The organism is Kitasatospora sp. NPDC101183 (genome assembly GCF_044767945.1).
GTDB lineage: Bacteria > Actinomycetota > Actinomycetes > Streptomycetales > Streptomycetaceae > Kitasatospora.
In genome coordinates this window covers 306,907-322,839 of sequence record NZ_JBIWOW010000002.1, presented here as the reverse complement: position 1 = coordinate 322,839, position 15,933 = coordinate 306,907, and the positions used below count along the sequence as shown (strand labels likewise).

The 15,933-nt window shown below is 73.3% G+C and carries 15 protein-coding genes; 10 read left to right on the top strand and 5 right to left on the bottom strand.

Features of this window, described 5'->3' with window-relative positions:
• Positions 1-31: 31 nt before the first annotated feature.
• On the bottom strand, positions 32-409 hold the full coding sequence (locus ACIRRS_RS03630) for a hypothetical protein (protein ID WP_402964405.1): 378 nt from the start codon (positions 407-409) through the stop codon (positions 32-34).
• A gap of 126 nt (positions 410-535) precedes the next feature.
• Here ACIRRS_RS03630 and ACIRRS_RS03625 point away from each other — a divergent pair, with 126 nt between their 5' ends.
• Positions 536-1,870: an RCC1 domain-containing protein gene (locus ACIRRS_RS03625; protein ID WP_402964402.1), complete on the top strand. Its 1,335-nt coding sequence runs from the start codon at positions 536-538 to the stop codon at positions 1,868-1,870.
• On the opposite strand, the gene ACIRRS_RS03620 is transcribed toward ACIRRS_RS03625, so the two are convergent.
• Positions 1,863-2,465: a TetR/AcrR family transcriptional regulator gene (locus ACIRRS_RS03620; RefSeq protein ID WP_402964399.1), complete on the bottom strand. Its 603-nt coding sequence runs from the start codon at positions 2,463-2,465 to the stop codon at positions 1,863-1,865. The two genes, ACIRRS_RS03625 and ACIRRS_RS03620, sit on opposite strands and share 8 nt — an antisense overlap.
• Positions 2,466-2,532: 67 nt before the next feature.
• On the opposite strand from ACIRRS_RS03620, the gene ACIRRS_RS03615 reads away from it, so the two are divergent.
• Positions 2,533-3,837 carry an alpha/beta hydrolase gene (locus ACIRRS_RS03615; RefSeq protein ID WP_402964396.1) on the top strand — a complete coding sequence of 435 codons (1,305 nt, stop codon included), beginning with the start codon at positions 2,533-2,535 and terminating at the stop codon, positions 3,835-3,837.
• 21 nt (positions 3,838-3,858) lie between these two features.
• Complete coding sequence (locus ACIRRS_RS03610; RefSeq protein WP_402964393.1) at positions 3,859-3,984, top strand: hypothetical protein; 126 nt, start codon at positions 3,859-3,861, stop codon at positions 3,982-3,984.
• Between the two features lie 58 nt (positions 3,985-4,042).
• Here ACIRRS_RS03610 and ACIRRS_RS03605 read toward each other — a convergent pair whose 3' ends face one another.
• Complete coding sequence (locus ACIRRS_RS03605; RefSeq protein ID WP_402964390.1) at positions 4,043-4,912, bottom strand: NAD(P)-dependent oxidoreductase; 870 nt, start codon at positions 4,910-4,912, stop codon at positions 4,043-4,045.
• A gap of 98 nt (positions 4,913-5,010) precedes the next feature.
• On the opposite strand from ACIRRS_RS03605, the gene ACIRRS_RS03600 reads away from it, so the two are divergent.
• The gene (locus tag ACIRRS_RS03600; RefSeq protein WP_402964387.1) at positions 5,011-5,367 is read left to right on the top strand and encodes a winged helix-turn-helix transcriptional regulator; all 357 of its coding nucleotides are present in this window, start codon (positions 5,011-5,013) and stop codon (positions 5,365-5,367) included.
• On the opposite strand, the gene ACIRRS_RS03595 is transcribed toward ACIRRS_RS03600, so the two are convergent.
• Positions 5,354-5,947, bottom strand: a complete 594-nt coding sequence (locus tag ACIRRS_RS03595) for a dihydrofolate reductase family protein (RefSeq protein ID WP_402964384.1) — start codon at positions 5,945-5,947, stop codon at positions 5,354-5,356. The two genes, ACIRRS_RS03600 and ACIRRS_RS03595, sit on opposite strands and share 14 nt — an antisense overlap.
• A 194-nt stretch (positions 5,948-6,141) precedes the next feature.
• Between ACIRRS_RS03595 and ACIRRS_RS03590 the strand changes: the two genes are divergently transcribed.
• The 4 genes from ACIRRS_RS03590 to ACIRRS_RS03575 all read left to right on the top strand — a co-directional run bounded on the left by ACIRRS_RS03590 (position 6,142) and on the right by ACIRRS_RS03575 (position 8,554).
• A complete protein-coding gene (locus ACIRRS_RS03590; protein ID WP_402964381.1) occupies positions 6,142-6,639 on the top strand; it encodes a DUF6232 family protein in 498 nt (165 codons plus the stop codon).
• Positions 6,636-6,968, top strand: coding sequence for a hypothetical protein (locus tag ACIRRS_RS03585; RefSeq protein WP_402964378.1), 333 nt, complete (start codon positions 6,636-6,638; stop codon positions 6,966-6,968). The genes ACIRRS_RS03590 and ACIRRS_RS03585 overlap by 4 nt, the downstream gene beginning before the upstream one ends.
• Before the next feature lie 112 nt (positions 6,969-7,080).
• Positions 7,081-7,560, top strand: a complete 480-nt coding sequence (locus tag ACIRRS_RS03580; RefSeq protein WP_402964375.1) for a hypothetical protein — start codon at positions 7,081-7,083, stop codon at positions 7,558-7,560.
• An 82-nt stretch (positions 7,561-7,642) separates the two neighbouring features.
• Positions 7,643-8,554 carry a hypothetical protein gene (locus tag ACIRRS_RS03575; protein ID WP_402964372.1) on the top strand — a complete coding sequence of 304 codons (912 nt, stop codon included), beginning with the start codon at positions 7,643-7,645 and terminating at the stop codon, positions 8,552-8,554.
• Here the strand turns inward: ACIRRS_RS03575 and ACIRRS_RS03570 are convergent.
• Complete coding sequence (locus ACIRRS_RS03570) at positions 8,533-11,694, bottom strand: putative bifunctional diguanylate cyclase/phosphodiesterase (RefSeq protein ID WP_402964369.1); 3,162 nt, start codon at positions 11,692-11,694, stop codon at positions 8,533-8,535. The two genes, ACIRRS_RS03575 and ACIRRS_RS03570, sit on opposite strands and share 22 nt — an antisense overlap.
• A gap of 192 nt (positions 11,695-11,886) precedes the next feature.
• On the opposite strand from ACIRRS_RS03570, the gene ACIRRS_RS03565 reads away from it, so the two are divergent.
• Both ACIRRS_RS03565 and ACIRRS_RS03560 read left to right on the top strand, forming a co-directional pair.
• Positions 11,887-15,084 (top strand): amino acid adenylation domain-containing protein, encoded by a 3,198-nt coding sequence (locus ACIRRS_RS03565; RefSeq protein ID WP_402964366.1) that lies wholly within the window; start codon positions 11,887-11,889, stop codon positions 15,082-15,084.
• Positions 15,081-15,848, top strand: coding sequence for a leucyl/phenylalanyl-tRNA--protein transferase (locus tag ACIRRS_RS03560; protein WP_402964363.1), 768 nt, complete (start codon positions 15,081-15,083; stop codon positions 15,846-15,848). Before ACIRRS_RS03565 ends, ACIRRS_RS03560 begins: the two co-directional genes overlap by 4 nt.
• Positions 15,849-15,933: the final 85 nt, after the last annotated feature.

Genomic DNA, 15,933 nt, shown 5'->3' with positions numbered 1-15,933 from the left:
TGCGGCTGCGAGGCGGTTGAGGAAGGGCGTGTCAGAGGACATCCTCACGGACCTCCCTCTTCTTGAGCTGAGGGGGCATCGGCAGGGCCTCCTCCGCCTGCTCCACGGGAGTGCGCCCGGGAAGACGCCGTGGCCCGACCTCGACGCCCGAGAGCGCTCCCCTGATCGTGACGGGCGCCGCGATCCCGAAGATGAACGCCGGCCAGGGGCCACTGATCTGGCTGTGAGCGGCCATGGCCACCACCGCGCCGAGCAGCAGCCCGGCCGTCCGCACGACCGCGTACGGCCACACGTCGCCCCTGGGCCACGGCCACGAATACCCCGCCCGCACGATCTCGGTGGTCAAGGTCCACAGCGAGGCCGCTCCACCACCGGCCAGCCCCCACAGGGCCGCCTGCCACCACGTCATGCCCCCACACGATAGCCGCCCAACGGTCGTTTCCATGCACCAAGTTGAAAATCCTCGCGCCTCGGCGAACGCCTGTCCGGGCCCATCCGGCGCGTCGCGCGACCCGGGCGGTGCGGAACCGTCACGATGTCAGTCGTCAACGAACTGATTGGTCGTCAGAAGGTGGCGCCTCGGTTCACCGGGAAGACGAAGGGATCACAAGGCGTGACCTCAACCAGTTCTCACCTCACGGGAGTTCTCCTCGCCGGCGGGGACGACAGGCGCAGGCAGGTGTCGGGGATCAAGGAGGCTGCCAAGGGCAGGACGGTCGTCGCCGTTGCCGGCGGCGAGGCCAACAGTCTTGCGCTGACCGACCAAGGGCAGATCCTGGACGCCGGGCGCGACAACACCGGGCAGGTGGCCGGGATCAGGAAGGACGTGGACGGCAAGCGGGTTGTGGCCCTCGCCGCCAGCGAAACCGTCATTCTGGCGTTGACCGACCAAGGGCAGATCTTCGGCGCCGGAAGCGATGGCGTCGGGCAGGTTTCGGGGCTCAAGAAGGAGACCAAGGGCAAGAAGGTCGTCGCCGTCGCCCCGGGCGACTACCACAGCCTTGCGGTGACCGATCAGGGCGAACTCCTCGCCGTCGGGAACGACGAGTACGGGAGGGTGTCGGGGATCAAGAAGGCAGCGAAGGGCAAGAGGGTCGTCGCCATCGCGGCCACCTTCGGTCACAGTCTCGCGGTGACCGACCAGGGCGAGCTTCTCGCAGCAGGGCTCGACAAGGACGGGCAGGTGTCAGGGATCAAGGAGGCGGCGAAGGGCAAGAAGGTCGTCGCCGTTTCGGCCGGCGGCTTCCACAGTCTCGCGGTGACCGATCAGGGCGAGCTTCTCGCCGCCGGGGGCGACGGGAACGGGCAGGTGTCGGGGATCAAGGAGGCCGCCAAGGGCAAGAGGGTCCTCGCCGTCGCCGGCGGAACCGCCCACAGCCTGGCGGTGACCGACCGGGGTGAGCTTCTCGCCGCCGGGAACGACGGCTTCGGGCAGGTGTCCGGGATCAACAAGGAGGCGGCCGGCAAGAAGGTCGTCGCCGTCGCCGCCGGAGACCTCCACAGTCTGGCGATCGCCGTGGTCACCGTTTCCCACGCTGCGGTGCACCAGCTCAGCTCGACCGTCGGGGACCACTTCGAGGCGGACAGGAACGCCACCTTCGGCCAGGGGCTCACCGTTCTCGCCAGGGACGTCAAGGGCCATCCGGTGCCGAACGCCCTCGTCCGCTTCGCGATTCACGACCCCGACCGCACCGGTTCCACCTTCACCGGTGGCGCCACGACCCATGACGCCGTCACTAATGCCGACGGCGTCGCACCCGCCTCCCCGCTGACCGTGACCGCCGGAGCCGCCACGGGTGGGTTCACCGTCCACGTCACCGCGCCGGGCACCGAAGCCAATCCGTGCGACTTCCACCTGAGCGTCAAGTAGATCCGCCGCCGGCCGCCTCGGGGGTCGCCCAGCCCCGCAGGATGGCGTTGACCGTCGAGCGGAACGCCGCCTCGGCCGTGGGTGCGTCGAACGCCCCGGCGAGTTCGAGGGTCACGAGGCCGTGCAGGCCCACCCAGAGGGAGAGGGCGATCGCCGTCGGCTCGCCGTCCAACACGGACTCGTCGACCCCCCGTCCGATCGCCTCGACCAGCGGGCGGACGGGGTCGCGTCCGCCGACCGGCCCCGAGGGCTCGAAGGACTGCACCCCGCCGAACAACACCGTGTACAGCTGCGGGTGTTGGACCCCCCACCCCCGGTACGCCGCCGCGAGCGCCCGCAGGTCGGCGAGCACGTCCCCGCCCGCCGCCACCGCCGTCACGGCCCCGTACAGCCCGGCGACGGCCTCCTCCCGGACGGCCGCGATCAGCCCGTCCTTGCTGCCGAACAGGGAGTACACGGCCGCCGTGGACGCCCCGGCGGCCGTGGCGACGGCGCGGATGGTGAGCGTCTCGCGCGGCCGCGTGGCGAGCCACTCGGTCGCGCACTCCACGAGCCGCTCTTTGACGGTGTCGTCGTTGGTTCTCGGCCTACCCATGCGAGCGAGCCTAGTGGTTCTGATAACGTCGTTTTGAAACAGCGTTTGGAAACTCTGAGGGTTCGCTGTGTCCATCGTTCGCGCCTTACTCCTCGCCCTGGCCGCCTTCGCCGGGCTGACCGCGCTCTTCCTCGGCCTCATCGTCCTGACGGACGGGGCGGGTTCGGGGCTCGCCGCCCTGCTGCCGACCGTCGCCGCCGGGGCCGCCGTCGCGCTCCGGCGCAGCCGTCGCCGCAGCCGGGCCGCCCGGCTCGTACCGTTCCTGCCGGTGCTCGCCGCAGGCGCCCTCGCCGCGACCGTCTGCGTCCCGGTCTCGCCCACTGCCCGGCAGTACCCGCCGGACCTGCCGTTCGTCGCCACCGAGCACTGGAACCTGCCGACCGGCAGCCGCGTCGCGGTCTACCACTACCCGCCCTCACCGGGCACCGCCGCGCACGCCGTACCGTTCGTCTACCTCAACGGCGGCCCCGTGCGCGGGATCTCGCTGATGGACCACCGCTTCCTGCAACGCCTCGCGGCGCAGGGCTACGACGTCTACACCTACGAGCAGGCCGGCGGCGGGCGCAGCGACCTGCTGCCGATGGACCAGTACTCGATCACCCGGTCCGTCCGCGACCTCGGCGCCGTCCTCGAACGCGTGGGCCGGGCCGACGTCCTGGGCTTCTCCTCCGGCGGCGTCGTGCTCACGAACGCCCTCGCCGACCCGGCCGTCGCCGCGCGGGTGCACCGGGCCGTCATCGCCGAACCCGGGCCGATGGACGGGCCCACCGCGCGGATCACCGGACAGAAGGGGCAGCCGTCCGCGCGCGACCTCGCCCCCGCGATGAGCGGGCCGCGCTCGACGACCACCCCGCGCTACGCCGTCGCCTTCGGGCTGATGCGGCTCGGGCTGCTCAGCCCGGGGAGCGGGCTGGTCGGGCAGGCGGAGGGCGAGAACGCGTTCACCGCCGCCGACCTGGGCAGCGACACCGCCTCCGCCTACTGCGCGGGTGACGCGCACCGCATCCCTGTCGAGAACAGCGCCGAGAACTTCGCCTTCAACCCGGCCGCCAGCCTGCGCGTCGAGGAGACCGTCAAGGAATCGCCCTCCCTCGCACCGCAGTTGAAGCTCTCCCAGGTGCCCGCGATGCTGATGATCGCCGAATGCTCCTCCCAGGTCCGCCAGTGGGAGACCGCCGTCCTCGACGCGGACCCGGCGATCCGGCGCACCCAGTACATGCCGGGGGTCGGGCACCACCTGTGGAACGGGCTCGACGGCAACGACGAGCGGGCGGCCGCCGTCATCACCGCCTTCCTCCAGGACGCCCCGGCACCACTGCCCGACCACCCGACCCGCGCGGAGATCCCGGCCTTCCTGGCCGACCACAAGTGACCTACGGGAAGCACGAGTTCCATGCGTGTCGTGTTCATGCGTTGGATCGGCGCCGGCGGGTACGCGCAGGCGCAGGGTTCGCTGGTGATCGACGGGGTCTGGTACGGCAAGGTGTTCTCCCCGTCGGAGTACATCGGCCAGGCGTGACGACGGAACCGCCCGCCCCGCCGATCGCGGCGGGGCGGGCGGTTCTGCCCGTTCCCGGTCAGCCGCGCAGGAGGTCCACGAGGCCCGTGAGGTCCTCCTCGACGGCACCTCCGGCGAGGCGACGCTCCATCAGGTCGAAGTAGGGGAGCAGGAGTTCGGTGCTCACTCCCTGCTCCTCGGCGGTGCCCAGCAGGGTGGCCTTGCCCGCGACCTGCATGGCGAGGTTGGAGACCACGCCCGTCGTGTAGTCGCCGCTCTCCAGGCGCCGGGCGGTGCCCTCGATGGAACCGGCCATCGCCGCCAGCCAGTTGGTGAGCAGCGGGGCCAGGGAGGTCGGCGCGATGCCCTCGCCGCGCACCAGGGCGTAGGCGTGGGAGACGCCCGCGAACATGCCGTACATCGCGCTGAGCAACGCCACGTCGTGCAGGGCCGCGTGCCCGGCGTCGGGGCCCACGTAGCGGGCGTCGGCCGGGGCGGCGAGGGTGTCGCGGTGCTCCTCGAAGAGGGCCTGCGAGCCGCTGTAGAACACGTACGGCCCGGCGGCGGGGACGCCGATCATCGGGGGGACGGCCATGATGCCGCCGTCCAGGTAGCGGGCGCCACGCTCTTCGGCCCAGGTGGCGCGGGCGCGGGCCCGGGCGGGGGTGCTGGTGACCAGGTTGACGAGGTCCTTGCCGCGCAGGTCGGCCTCGGCGAGGGTCTTCTCCACGGAGTCGTCGTCGAGGAGGCAGACGACGACCAGGCGGTTGGCGGCGACGGCCTCGGCGGCGGTCGCCGCGACCTCTACGGGAAGGCCTTCGGCGCGGGAGGCGGTGCGGTTCCAGACGGTCAGGGGGTGGCCGGCGGCGAGCCAGGCGCGGCCGAGGGCGGTGCCCATGGAGCCCAGGCCGAGGAGGGTGAGCGGGGTCTTCGCGGTGTTCGTTGGCATGTGCTTCAGCCTCGGCGGGCGGCCGAGCGTGATCAAGTACGCACTTCGGAGTGGGTGGTTACCCTGAGGTGAGCGACGAGGTCGGAAGGGGTGGGGCGATGGCGACCGTGCCGAGGCCGGGCGGTGCGGCGGGTACGCACGTGTGCGGGATCGACGCCGCGATGGAGGTCATCGGCGGCAAGTGGAAGGTGCTGGTCATCTGGGCGCTCTCCGAGCGGCCGCACTGCCGGTTCGGCGAACTCCGGCGGCTGGTGCCGGGGATCACCGAGAAGGTCCTCGCCGCGCACCTGCGGGAGCTGGAGGCGGACGGGATCGTGCACCGGGAGGCGTACGAGGAGGTGCCGCCCCGCGTCGAGTACGCGCTGACGGACTCGGGGCGGCGGCTCAACGAGGCGCTGGCGCCACTGGGCGCCTGGGGCCGGCGTCACGTGGCGGGCTCGACTACCGTCGGCTGAAGGCGAGTTGGGCGATGCCGCAGTCGTAGGTGGTGGCGGCCGTGGCCCGGAAGACGCGGGAGGCGAGGGTGGGGCCGAAGACGCTGCGGCCCGCGCCCGCGAAGCCGGGGTTGGTGAACAGGCGCAGCTCGTCGACGAGATCGGCTTCGAGGAGGGCGGCGACGAAGCCCGCCCCGCCGAAGCACAGCACGTCCCCGCCGGCTGCCTCCAGGGCCTTCGGCACCGTCTCGCGCAGCCCGCCGGTGAGGACGGCGGTGCGGGGCCATTCCCGCGCGGGGAGGTCTGCGCGGCAGGCGACGAACTTCGGCAGCTCGCCGATGCGGCGGCTGAACTCCCAGTCGGCGTCGGCGGGATGCAGCGCGGCCATGCGGGACCAGTGGCCCAGGTATCCCTCGTCGACCATCGGGCGGCTGAGGAGGATGCCGGAGGTGCCCGCGAACAGCGCGTTGTAGTCCGCGCGCAGATCAGCGCTCCACGGCCAGTCCGGGCCCCAACCCCACTGCTGCCAGCGGGAGTCGGGCACGCTGCTGTCGACGTACCCGTCGATGGACGTCTGCATCGCGACGATCAGGCGGCTCATGGCTTCCTCTCCTGCTCCTCCTGGGGCCTCCTGCGTATCACCCGTCACTGACATCGCACGTCTGACGATTCGTCATGTCTCATGCCACATCGGCCTGTCCAGGGCAATGGAAATTAATGTGACGTCCATCTCTCTTTCCTGTCAGACTCGGTACGCTTGAGACCTCATCGTTCGTGAGTGGGCAGGAGGGTCCCTTGGCGGCCCAAGTAACCATCAACGAAGGCGTTCTGTGGATCGGCGGCGAGGCCTATCCGCTGCGCAACATCTCCCATGTCGGTCTGAGGGAACTGACCGTGGACAAGGGCCTCGCATGGAGGAAGTTCATCCTCCGGAGCATCGGCTGGCTCATCCTGGGCGGCATCTTCGCCGCCGTCGTCGGCAACCTGGGAACCGTCGTCCTGCTGGTCGGCGAGGCGCTCCTGGTCTGGCGGCTGGTCAAGGCACTTCAGACGCCCCCGGTGTACGGCCTCGTCCTCAACACCTCCGGCACCCAGCGCCACGCCCTCTGGTCGACGCAGCAGGAGGAGATCCAGGAACTGGTCAGGGAGATCACCAAGGCGATCGGCCACCCCGACGTCGCGCAGACCGTCATCAACGTGGCCCACGCCATCCAACAGGGCGACGTGATCAACCAGTACGGCCGGGACAACATCGGCAAGATCGTGAACAACGGGGGTGTCGAGAAAACATGACCGGAGACCAGATCAACCAGTACGGCCAGGGGAACACGGGCAAGGTCGTGAACTCCGGCTCCGGTAACGTCGTGATCGGCGGCAAGGGTCTCGGCAGCACGGCGCAGGAGCCCCCCATCGAGGTCCTCCTGCGGGAGATCGAGAGGCTGCGCCCGCACCTGGGCGCCAACGACCGGGCGGAGGTGGACAGGGCGGCCGGCTCGATCGCCACGGAGACCTCGGCCGAGCGCCTGCGCGGCCTGGTGCAGCGCATCACCGGAATCGCCGCCCTGGTCGGCGAGGTGGGCGTCCCGGTGATCCTGGCCGCGAAGGCGCTGCTGGGAGTCTGATCCGGCTGAGCGCGCGAGGAGTGGGAAGTCGGCCCGGCCGACTTCCCACTCCTCGTCGTTCATGGCCCTGCGGCCCGTGGTGGAATGGATGCCTACGAAGGGGGTGGGCCGCGTGGGGATCACACCGGAGGACCGGGAGCTGTGGGACGCGGTGGTGGCGGCCGAGGGGGAGGCCGTCAGGGCGCGGGCGGCGTTCCACCAACAGGCCTCCGCCCGCGCCGAGGTGCTCTCCGAGGCGCTGCGGGCGGACGGCGTGAGCGCGGTGCACGCGCTCTCGTTCCTCGGTCACCTGTCGGACGACGTTCCGCTGTTGACGGAGCAGTTGGTCGGGCGCGTGCTGAGCGTCCGGACGGCCTTGGCGGCGAAGCAGGCGCTGGAGCGGGCGTCGTGGAGCGAGGAGAACCGCCTGGAGATCCGGCGGATCGTCGAGGGCCACCTGCCGACGGCGGACGAGGACGAGTGGCGCAGGCTGGGCGAACTGCTCTGGTACATCCGGGACGTGGAGGCGCTGCGGCACCTCGTCGACCGCGCCGCCGCGAGCGAGGACCCGGCGGTCCGCGAGGCCGCTGAGGACCTGGCGGAGTGGCTCTGAGCCGGGGTGTTGACGGTGGTCGGGGCTATGGTCCGGTGACCGGTCGATGATCACGGGAGGTTCGATGGAGCACGTCGCCCCGATGGAGAAAGCGGATGTCGCCGCCGTCTTCCCGGAGCTCGGGACGCTGGCGCGGCAGGCCGTACGCCTGTGCCCCCGGAGCGGGGACCCGGGGGTGGGGGACAGCTCGGTGGGTGGGGCGTTGCTGTGGCCGACGGGGGAGCCCTGGCCGGTGTGTGAAGGTCCCCATCCGGACCCGGAGTTGCCGGTGACGGTCGCGGACGTGCGGCTGCGGCGGGCGCTGTACGAGGTCACGGGGCGCACGCCGGAGCAGGACGCGGCGCTTGAGGCGACGTTCGAGGGGCACCTGTCGAGCGGGCAGCCGAACGCGATGCTGCCGGTGGCGCAGCTGTACGCGCGGGACGTCCCGCTGTTGCCGTGGCCGGAAGGGGCCGACGTCCTCCAGGTGTTGTGGTGCCCGCTGGAGCACGATCCGGACTGGGCGCCGGCGACGAGGGTGGTGTGGCGCTCATCGGCGGCGGTCGGAGAGGTGGCGGCCGAGCCTCCGGTGCCGGCGGATGTGACGGACCACGGCGGCTACGTGCCGGAACCGTGCGTGGTGCGCCCCGAGGTGGTGACGGAGTACCCGGCGCCGCTGGAGCTGGAGGAGGGGCTGAGGGAGCGGATCGGGGACTGGTGCGCGCGGGAGTTCGTCGGTGCCTCTCCGGTGTATTCGGACGTGGAGAGTGCCCGGGCGTACTACCAGTGCGAGCTGGCGGTGACGTCCGGGTGGAAGGCGATGGGCTGGGGGCCGTGGAGTTCTATGGACCCGTGGCCGATGTGGTGCGAGGAGTGCGGTGAGCGGATGAGGCCCCTGCTGACGATCGGGGGCGACGAGGAACAGGTCGGCGTCACGATCGGGCGTAGCAACGACCTCCAGCTCTACTACTGCCCGCTGGACCCCGCGCATCCTCACGGGGTGGCCGTCCAGTAGGGCGGGGTGAAGGTGCGGGCCTGGGCGGGGGTGAGGGGGTGGGCGAAGAGGTAGCCCTGGCCGAGGGGGCAGCCCATGGCGGCGAGGCGGTCGCGTTGGGCGGGGTGTTCGATGCCCTCGGCGATGACCTGGACGTCCAGGGTGTCGGCGATGCGGGTGATGCCCTCGACGAGGGCGTCCTGCTGGGGGGAGTGGCCGAGGCCGTCGATGAAGGACTTGTCGATCTTGAGCAGGGAGATCGGGAACTCGCGGAGGTAGGACAGCGACGAGTACCCGGTGCCGAAGTCGTCGATGGCGAGGGCGACGCCCAGGCCCGTCAGCGTCGCCATGTCGGCGCGGACGCGGTCGTCGTGGCGCATCAGCACGGACTCGGTGAGCTCCAGGACGAGGGAGGTCGGCGGGATGCCGGAGGCGTCGAGGGCGTGGCGCACGACCTCGACGAAGCCCGGGTCGCGGAACTGCCGCGCCGAGACGTTGACGTTGACCCGCAGCGGCACCGCGCGCGGCGTGGCGGCCTGCCAGGCGGCGGCCTCCTGGGCGGCGCGTTCGAGGACCCAGGCGCCGAGGGGGACGATCTGGCCGCTCTCCTCCGCGAGGGAGATGAACTCGTCGGGCAGCACCATGCCGCGCCGGTCGTGGGGCCAGCGGACCAGGGCCTCGAAGGCGACCAGCCCGCCCGAGCGCAGGTCGACGATCGGCTGGTAGTACAGCTGGAAGGCGGATTCGGCGATCGCCTCGTCCAGGTTCTCGTTCAGCTCGTGCCGCTCCACCAGCCCCGCCTGCAGCGCCGGGCGGTAGTGGCGCCACTGGCGGCGGCCGGCCGCCTTCGCCGCGTAGAGGGCCAGGTCGGCGTGGGTGAGCAGCTCGGCCGCGTCCACGCTGTCCTCCGTCGTCGCGACCCCGATGCTCGCGCCGACCCGTACGGCGCCTGCGCGCAGCTTGAACGGCTCGGCGAACACCGCGAGGACCACGTCCGCGATGGCGTCCACGTCGGCGGGCGCGTACGCGTCCTCGACGAGCACCGCGAACTCGTCGCCGCCGAGGCGGGCGGCCGTGTCGGAGCTGCGCAGCGCGGTGGAGATCCGTAGCGAGACGGCGACCAGCAGCTCGTCTCCGACGGCGTGGCCCTGGGTGTCGTTGACCATTTTGAAGTCGTCGAGGTCGATGAACAGCACCCCGGTGACGGCCCCGCTGCGCTCGCCCCGGGAGAGCGCGTGGCCGACCCGGTCGGAGAACAGGACGCGGTTGGCGAGGCCGGTGAGGGAGTCGTGGAAGGCGCGGTGGGTCAGCTCGCGCTCCATCTGGCGCTGCTCGGTGACGTCACGCAGGGTGAGGACGAGGCCCTCGACGGTCGGGTCGGCGCGCAGATCGGTGTGGCGGACCTCGGCCTCGATCGGCGTCCCGTCCTGGCGCAGCAGCCGCCAGTGCTCGCGGGGCTGCTCGCGCGGCTGCTCACGGGGCTGTTCGCGTGCCTGCTCACGGCCCGGCGGCGGCTCCACGGGCCCCCGCATCCGGGCCAGCGCCTTGCCGACGGCCCGGCTGTCCTCCGGCGGGACGAGGTCGGTGAACGGCCGCCCGTCCAGCGCCGGGTAGCCGAGGACGCGGTCGGCGGAGGAGGAGGCGTAGCGCACGCCGTCGTCCTCGTCGAGGATCAGGATGACGTCCCCGGCGTTCTGCACCAGGGCGCGGAAGTACAGCTCGCTGTTGCGGCGGGTGACCTCCCGGCTCAGCACCACGCGCTCGACGGCCAGGGCGGCCTGCGCGGCGAGGATCTCCAGGGAGCTCCACAGGCCCGTCAGCTCCATCTCGGTGCCGGTGACGATCAGCGTGCCGATCAGCGGGTCCCCGGAGGGGCGCTCGGCGAGGGCGAGCGGGCAGAGCAGGGCGGCGGGCATGCCGTCGAGGCGGGCGGCGAGGTCGCTGCCGATCTCCCGGACGGGCAGCAGGACGGTCTCGCGGTGGGCGGACAGGGCGAGGACCTCGTCCTCCGTGGCGCCCGGCTCGTGGCGGGCCGCGCCGCGCTCGGCGTGCCGGACGTGCAGCACGCCGCCCTCGGAGACGGCCAGCAGGGCGACGTGCCCGGCCTCGGCGGGCATCAGGGTGGAGGCGGCCTCCTGCACCGCGTCCGCGACCTCCTCCACCGTGACGGCGGCCGTCAGCCGCGCGCCGGCCTCGCGCAGCGCCCGCTCCCGGGCCACGGCCTGGCGCCGGTCCACCGCGACGACGGCGAGGCGGGCGAGGACGAGCAGGTAGAGCACGGCGGAGAAGGCGCCGATGACGCCCGCGTTGCCGGTGTTCCCGGCCAGGGACTCGATGATCAGGATGGCGGGGGCGATCAGCGAGGCGAGGGTGAGCAGGGCGAAGCGGGCCGGGCCGGGGTCGGGGTGCTGGGTCGGCACCGGTTTGGTGACCTCGACCATCGAGGGGTGCAGGGCCGCCGCGCCCCAGGCCGTGTAGTACAGCGCCCAGCCCAGCTCGACCGGCCCGCCGATGTGCCAGGTGCCGTGCAGCTGGATCAGCCCGTACAGCACGTCGGCGACGAGCAGGCCGACGGAGCCGAGGACGAGCAGGTGCAGGGAGCGGGACTTGCCGCCGCGCGGGGTGAGCAGGCGCAGGATCAGCGCGAGGACGACGACGTCGCCCAGGGGGTAGGCGATCGAGACGGCCTTCTGCAGCCAGGAGAGGTCCTCGTTGCGGGCGTACGGGAGGATCAGGTAGATCCAGGAGAGCAGGGCCAGCCCGATGGTGGGGATCAGCGCGTCGAGCAGGCCGGCGCGGTCCTGACGGGCCGTGCGCCGGCGCAGGAAGCCGAGCAGCCCGGCCGCGTACAGGACGTACTCGCCCAGGTAGAGGGCGTCGGCGGCGGAGGGGAACGGGTTGGGGCGGTGCAGGATGTCCAGTTGGACGGCCTGGACGACCTCGCCCGCGGTGAAGCTCAGGTTGGCGAGCGCCAGCAGGTACCAGCAGCGGGCGTGCGCGGGCCGGTTGAGCCGGACGCCGACGACGATGGCGGCGACGCCGCCGAGGCCGATGCCCGTCCACCAGATGATGCGTTGAGCCGGGTTGAGGTAGTAGACGCCGGTGAACAGCACCATCCAGATCAGGTAACCGGTCATCAGGCGTCGGCGCCGACGGGTCAACGATGCTACCTCCTCCGCGACTTCACCCGGCCGCTCGGGCGGGGGAGTTCGGGCGAGGGGTTGGTCGGGCACGGGCGTACGGGGAGGGGCGCCCGGGGGTTCGGTGGCCGGGCGTCCTCCTGGGCCGTGAGTGCGTATAGTCGGAAATGTCGCACTCCCAGCATTCTGCCGCCACAGCACGAGGTCAAGCCGGTGGACGCAGCAGCAGACAGCGCACGGGGCACGGAGGCGGAGCCCGGCCCCGGGCATCACGCCGTGGTCGTCGACGGCCACGGTCGGTACGCGCTCTGGCCCGGCGGGCCGGGCGTGCCCGAGGTGCCCGAGGGGTGGCGGCGGGTGCACGGGCCGGCCTCCCCGGCGGACTGCCGGGCGTACGTGGAGCGGGTGTGGCGGCCGGGGGAGTTGGGGCTCCCCGGGGCCACTGTGGATGCGGGCGCGGCCGGGGAGACGGTCGTCGGGCGGTTCCGTGCGCAGGCGGCCCGGGCGCCGCAGGCCGTCGCCGTCGAGGATGCGGCGGCCACGCTGAGTTACGGAGAACTCGACGCGTGGAGCGACCGGTTGGCCGGCGCCCTGCGCGAGCGCGGGGTCGGGCCCGAGCAGGTGGTGCCCGTCCTGCTGGAGCGCGGGCCCGCGCTGGTGGCGGCCTGGCTGGCGGTGCTCAAGGCGGGCGGGGCGCTGCTGCCGCTGGACCCGGGGAGCCCGAGGCGGCGGCTGGTGGGGCTGGTGGAGGACTGCGGGGCGCGGGTGGTGGTCACGGAGGGTGGCGCCTTCCCGGGGGTGGCGGAGGTGGCGCCCACGGAGGCGGGAGAGGCTGCGCCCGCCGCCGTCGGGCCGGACGGCCTCGCGTACCTGATCTACACCTCGGGCACCACCGGCCACCCCAAGGGCGTCGCCGTCGCCCACGGGGCGCTGCTGTTCACCCTGGAACGGGTGGTCGAGGCGTACGGGCTCGCGCCCGGCGACGCGGTGTCGCAGCTGGCCGCGCTGGGCTTCGACACCGCGCTGGAGCAGGTCTTCGCGCCGCTGATCGCCGGGGCGACGCTCGTCCCGGGCGGGGCGCCGACCTGGGCGCCGACCGAACTCGCCCCGCTGCTGGGCGGGTTGTCGGTGGTGGACCTCACGCCCGCCTACTGGCACCAGCTGCTGGGCCTGCTGCCGCCCGCCGGCCGCGCCCCGGACGGCCTGCGGCTGGTCGTCGTCGGCGGGGACGCGGTGCACGCCGACGACTGCCGCGAGGGCCTCGCCCGGCTGCCCGGCGTGCGGCTGCTCAACGCGTACGGCGTCACCGAGGCGGCCGTCACCTCCACGCTCTGCGAGCTCACGCCCGAGGTGCTGGCCGCCGCCGGGCCCGTCGCGCCGGTGCCGATCGGGCGGCCCCTGCCGGGGGTGCGGGTGCACGTGCTGGACGCCTCGCTGAACCCCGTGCGCCCCGGCGAGAAGGGCCAGATCCACCTCGCCGGGCCCGGCCTCGCCCGGGGCTACTGGCGCAGCCCCGGCCTCACCGCCGAATCGTTCCTGCCCGACCCGTACGCCCCCGGCCCCGGCGAGCGGATGTACCGCACCGGGGACGCCGGGCGCTGGCGCGCGGACGGGCGGCTGGAGATCCTCGGGCGCTTCGACGACCAGGTGAAGGTCCTCGGCCACCGGGTCGACCCGGCCGAGATCGAGGCCGTCCTCGCCGGGCACCCGCAGGTGCGCCAGGCGCGCGTGGCGGCGGACGGCACGGCCCCCGACGGCTCGCGCACCCTCACCGCCTACTACACGGGCGGCGCCCGGGGCGAGGACCTGCGGGCCTACCTCGCGGAGCGGCTGCCCTCCTACCTCGTCCCGGCCGCGTTCACGGCCCTGGAGGCGATGCCGCTCACGCCCGCCGGGAAGATCGACCGGCGGCGGCTCCCCGAGGCGGCCCCGGCCCCGCGCGCCGACGGCAGCCCGGCGGACGCCCGGGAGGCGGCGCTCGGGCAGCTGTGGGCCGAGCTGCTCACCGTCGAACGCGTCGGCCCCGAGGACGACTTCTTCGCCCTCGGAGGCACCTCGCTGCTCGCCATGGAGATGCTCGCGCGCGCCCGGATCGTCTTCGGCTTCCCCGTCGGCGCCGTCCGCTCCCTCACCCGGGCCCTGCTCGGCGATCCGCGCCTGCGCGCCTTCGCCGCCGCCCTCGCCGGGGCGGAACCGGCCGCCGAGGCCGTGGACTGGGCGCACGAGGCCCGCCTGGACGTCCCCGTACGGCAGTCCTGGAACCCCGCCCCCAGCCGCGCCGACCCCGTCGAGATCCTGCTCACCGGCGCCACCGGGTTCTGCGGGGCCCACCTGCTGCACGCGCTGCTCGCCACCACCCGGGCCCGCGTCCACTGCCTGGTGCGCGCGCCGGACGAGGAGCACGCCCTGGAGCGGCTGCGCTCCGCCCAGCAGCGGTATCTGCGCCACGACCTGCTCGACCCCCGGGTGGTGCCGCTGGTCGGGGACCTCACCGCGCCCCGGCTGGGGCTGTCCGAGGGGACGTACGCCTGGCTTGCGGAGCACCTCGACGCCGTCCACCACCTGGGCGGGCAGGTCAACTTCCTCTACCCGTACCGCCAGTTGAGCTCCGCCAACGTGGCGGGGACGCGGGAGGTCGTCTGCCTCGCCGGGCACAGCCGGGGCGTGCCGGTGCACTACCTCTCCACGCTCGCCGTGATCGCCGGATTCGGCGCGGCCGGGGTCCCGGAGGTCAGCGAGCGCACGCCGCTGGCCTACCCCGAGCGGCTCGGTGTCGGGTACGTGGAGAGCAAGTGGGTGGCCGAGCAGCTGCTGCACGAGGCGGCCGCCGCCGGGCTGCCCGTCACCGTGCTGCGGACCAACGACGTCACGGGGGACCTCGCCAGCGGGGCGATGAACCCCGGCACCGAACTCTGCGCCCTGATCGCCTACTTCGCCGACAGCGGCACCTACCCGGACGTGCGGCTGCCGCTCGACTTCGTCCCGGCCGACCGCTTCGCCCAGGCCGTCGCCCACATCGCCGCCCACGCCCCGGCGGACGGCGAGGTCTACCACCTCACCTCGCCCTCGCCCGCCACCCTCCCCGAGCTGGCGGCCCGGCTGCGGTCGCACGGGCACCGGATCGCCGAACTCCCGTACGAGGACTGGGTGCACCACCTCGTCCGCTTCGCCGCCGGGCACCCCATGCACCCGATCGCGCCCTTCGTCCCGCTGTTCGTGGACCGGGCGCCGGGCGGGGAGCTGAGCATCAGCGAGCTGTACTTCCGGCCGCCGTTCCCGAAGTTCGACCGGGAGAACACGGACACCCTGCTGGCGGGCAGCGGCGTCGAACTGCCGCACGTGGACGGGGCGTTGCTCGACCACTACCTGAGGAGGATGGCGGAGGACGGCATGCTGGGGGAGCCGAGGTGACCGCCCTGTTCGCCGGGCTGGAGACCGGGCGGGCGCCCGGGGACGCCCCGGTGGCCTTCGGCGGGCGGCTGGGGGCGGGGGAGCTGTTGGAGGCGTACCGGCGGGGGCTGTTCCCGCTCCCGGCGGCCGACGTGTTCGCCGCCGCGTACGCCGAGGCGCGGTACGAACGGGCCGTCGCCGCCGGGGAGATCGCGCTGCTGCCCGGCGGCGACCCGGCCGAGGACCCGTACGCGCTGGCCTGGTGGTCGCCCGATCCCCGGCCGGTGCTGGAGCCCGGCGGGGTGCGGGTGCCCGGGCGGCTGGCGCGGCGGCTGCGGAACCGGCTGGGGTGGTGGACGAGCGCGGACCGGGCCTTCGGGGAGGTGGTCGAGGCCTGCGCCGAGGGCCGCCAACCCGCATGGCTCACCGGGGAGTTGCGGGCCGCGCTGCTGGATCTGTACGCCCGGGGGCAGGCGCACAGCGGGGAAGTGTGGGAGGGGGAGGAGCTGGTCGGCGGGGTGTTCGGGGTGGCGGCCGGGGCGGTGCTGAGCCTGGACTCGATGGTCGGGCGCCGCCCGGACGCCGCGCGGGTGGCCGTGGCGGACCTCGGCGCCCGGTGGGGGGCTGCCGGGGGCCGGCTGCTGGACGCGCAGTGGGACGGGCCGCACGTGCGCAGCCTCGGGGCGCGGCCGATGGCACGGGCGCGGTACCTGGAGGAGCTGGCCGCGCCGGGCGGGGCCGGGCCGCTGGGGACGGGGCCGCTGCCGGGCTCGCGCCTGGGCTGACCTGCGCATACAGTCGCCCGGCACTCGCCCGGCACTCGCCTTGAACTCGCCTTGAACTCGCCTTGAACTCGCTTCGACAAACTGA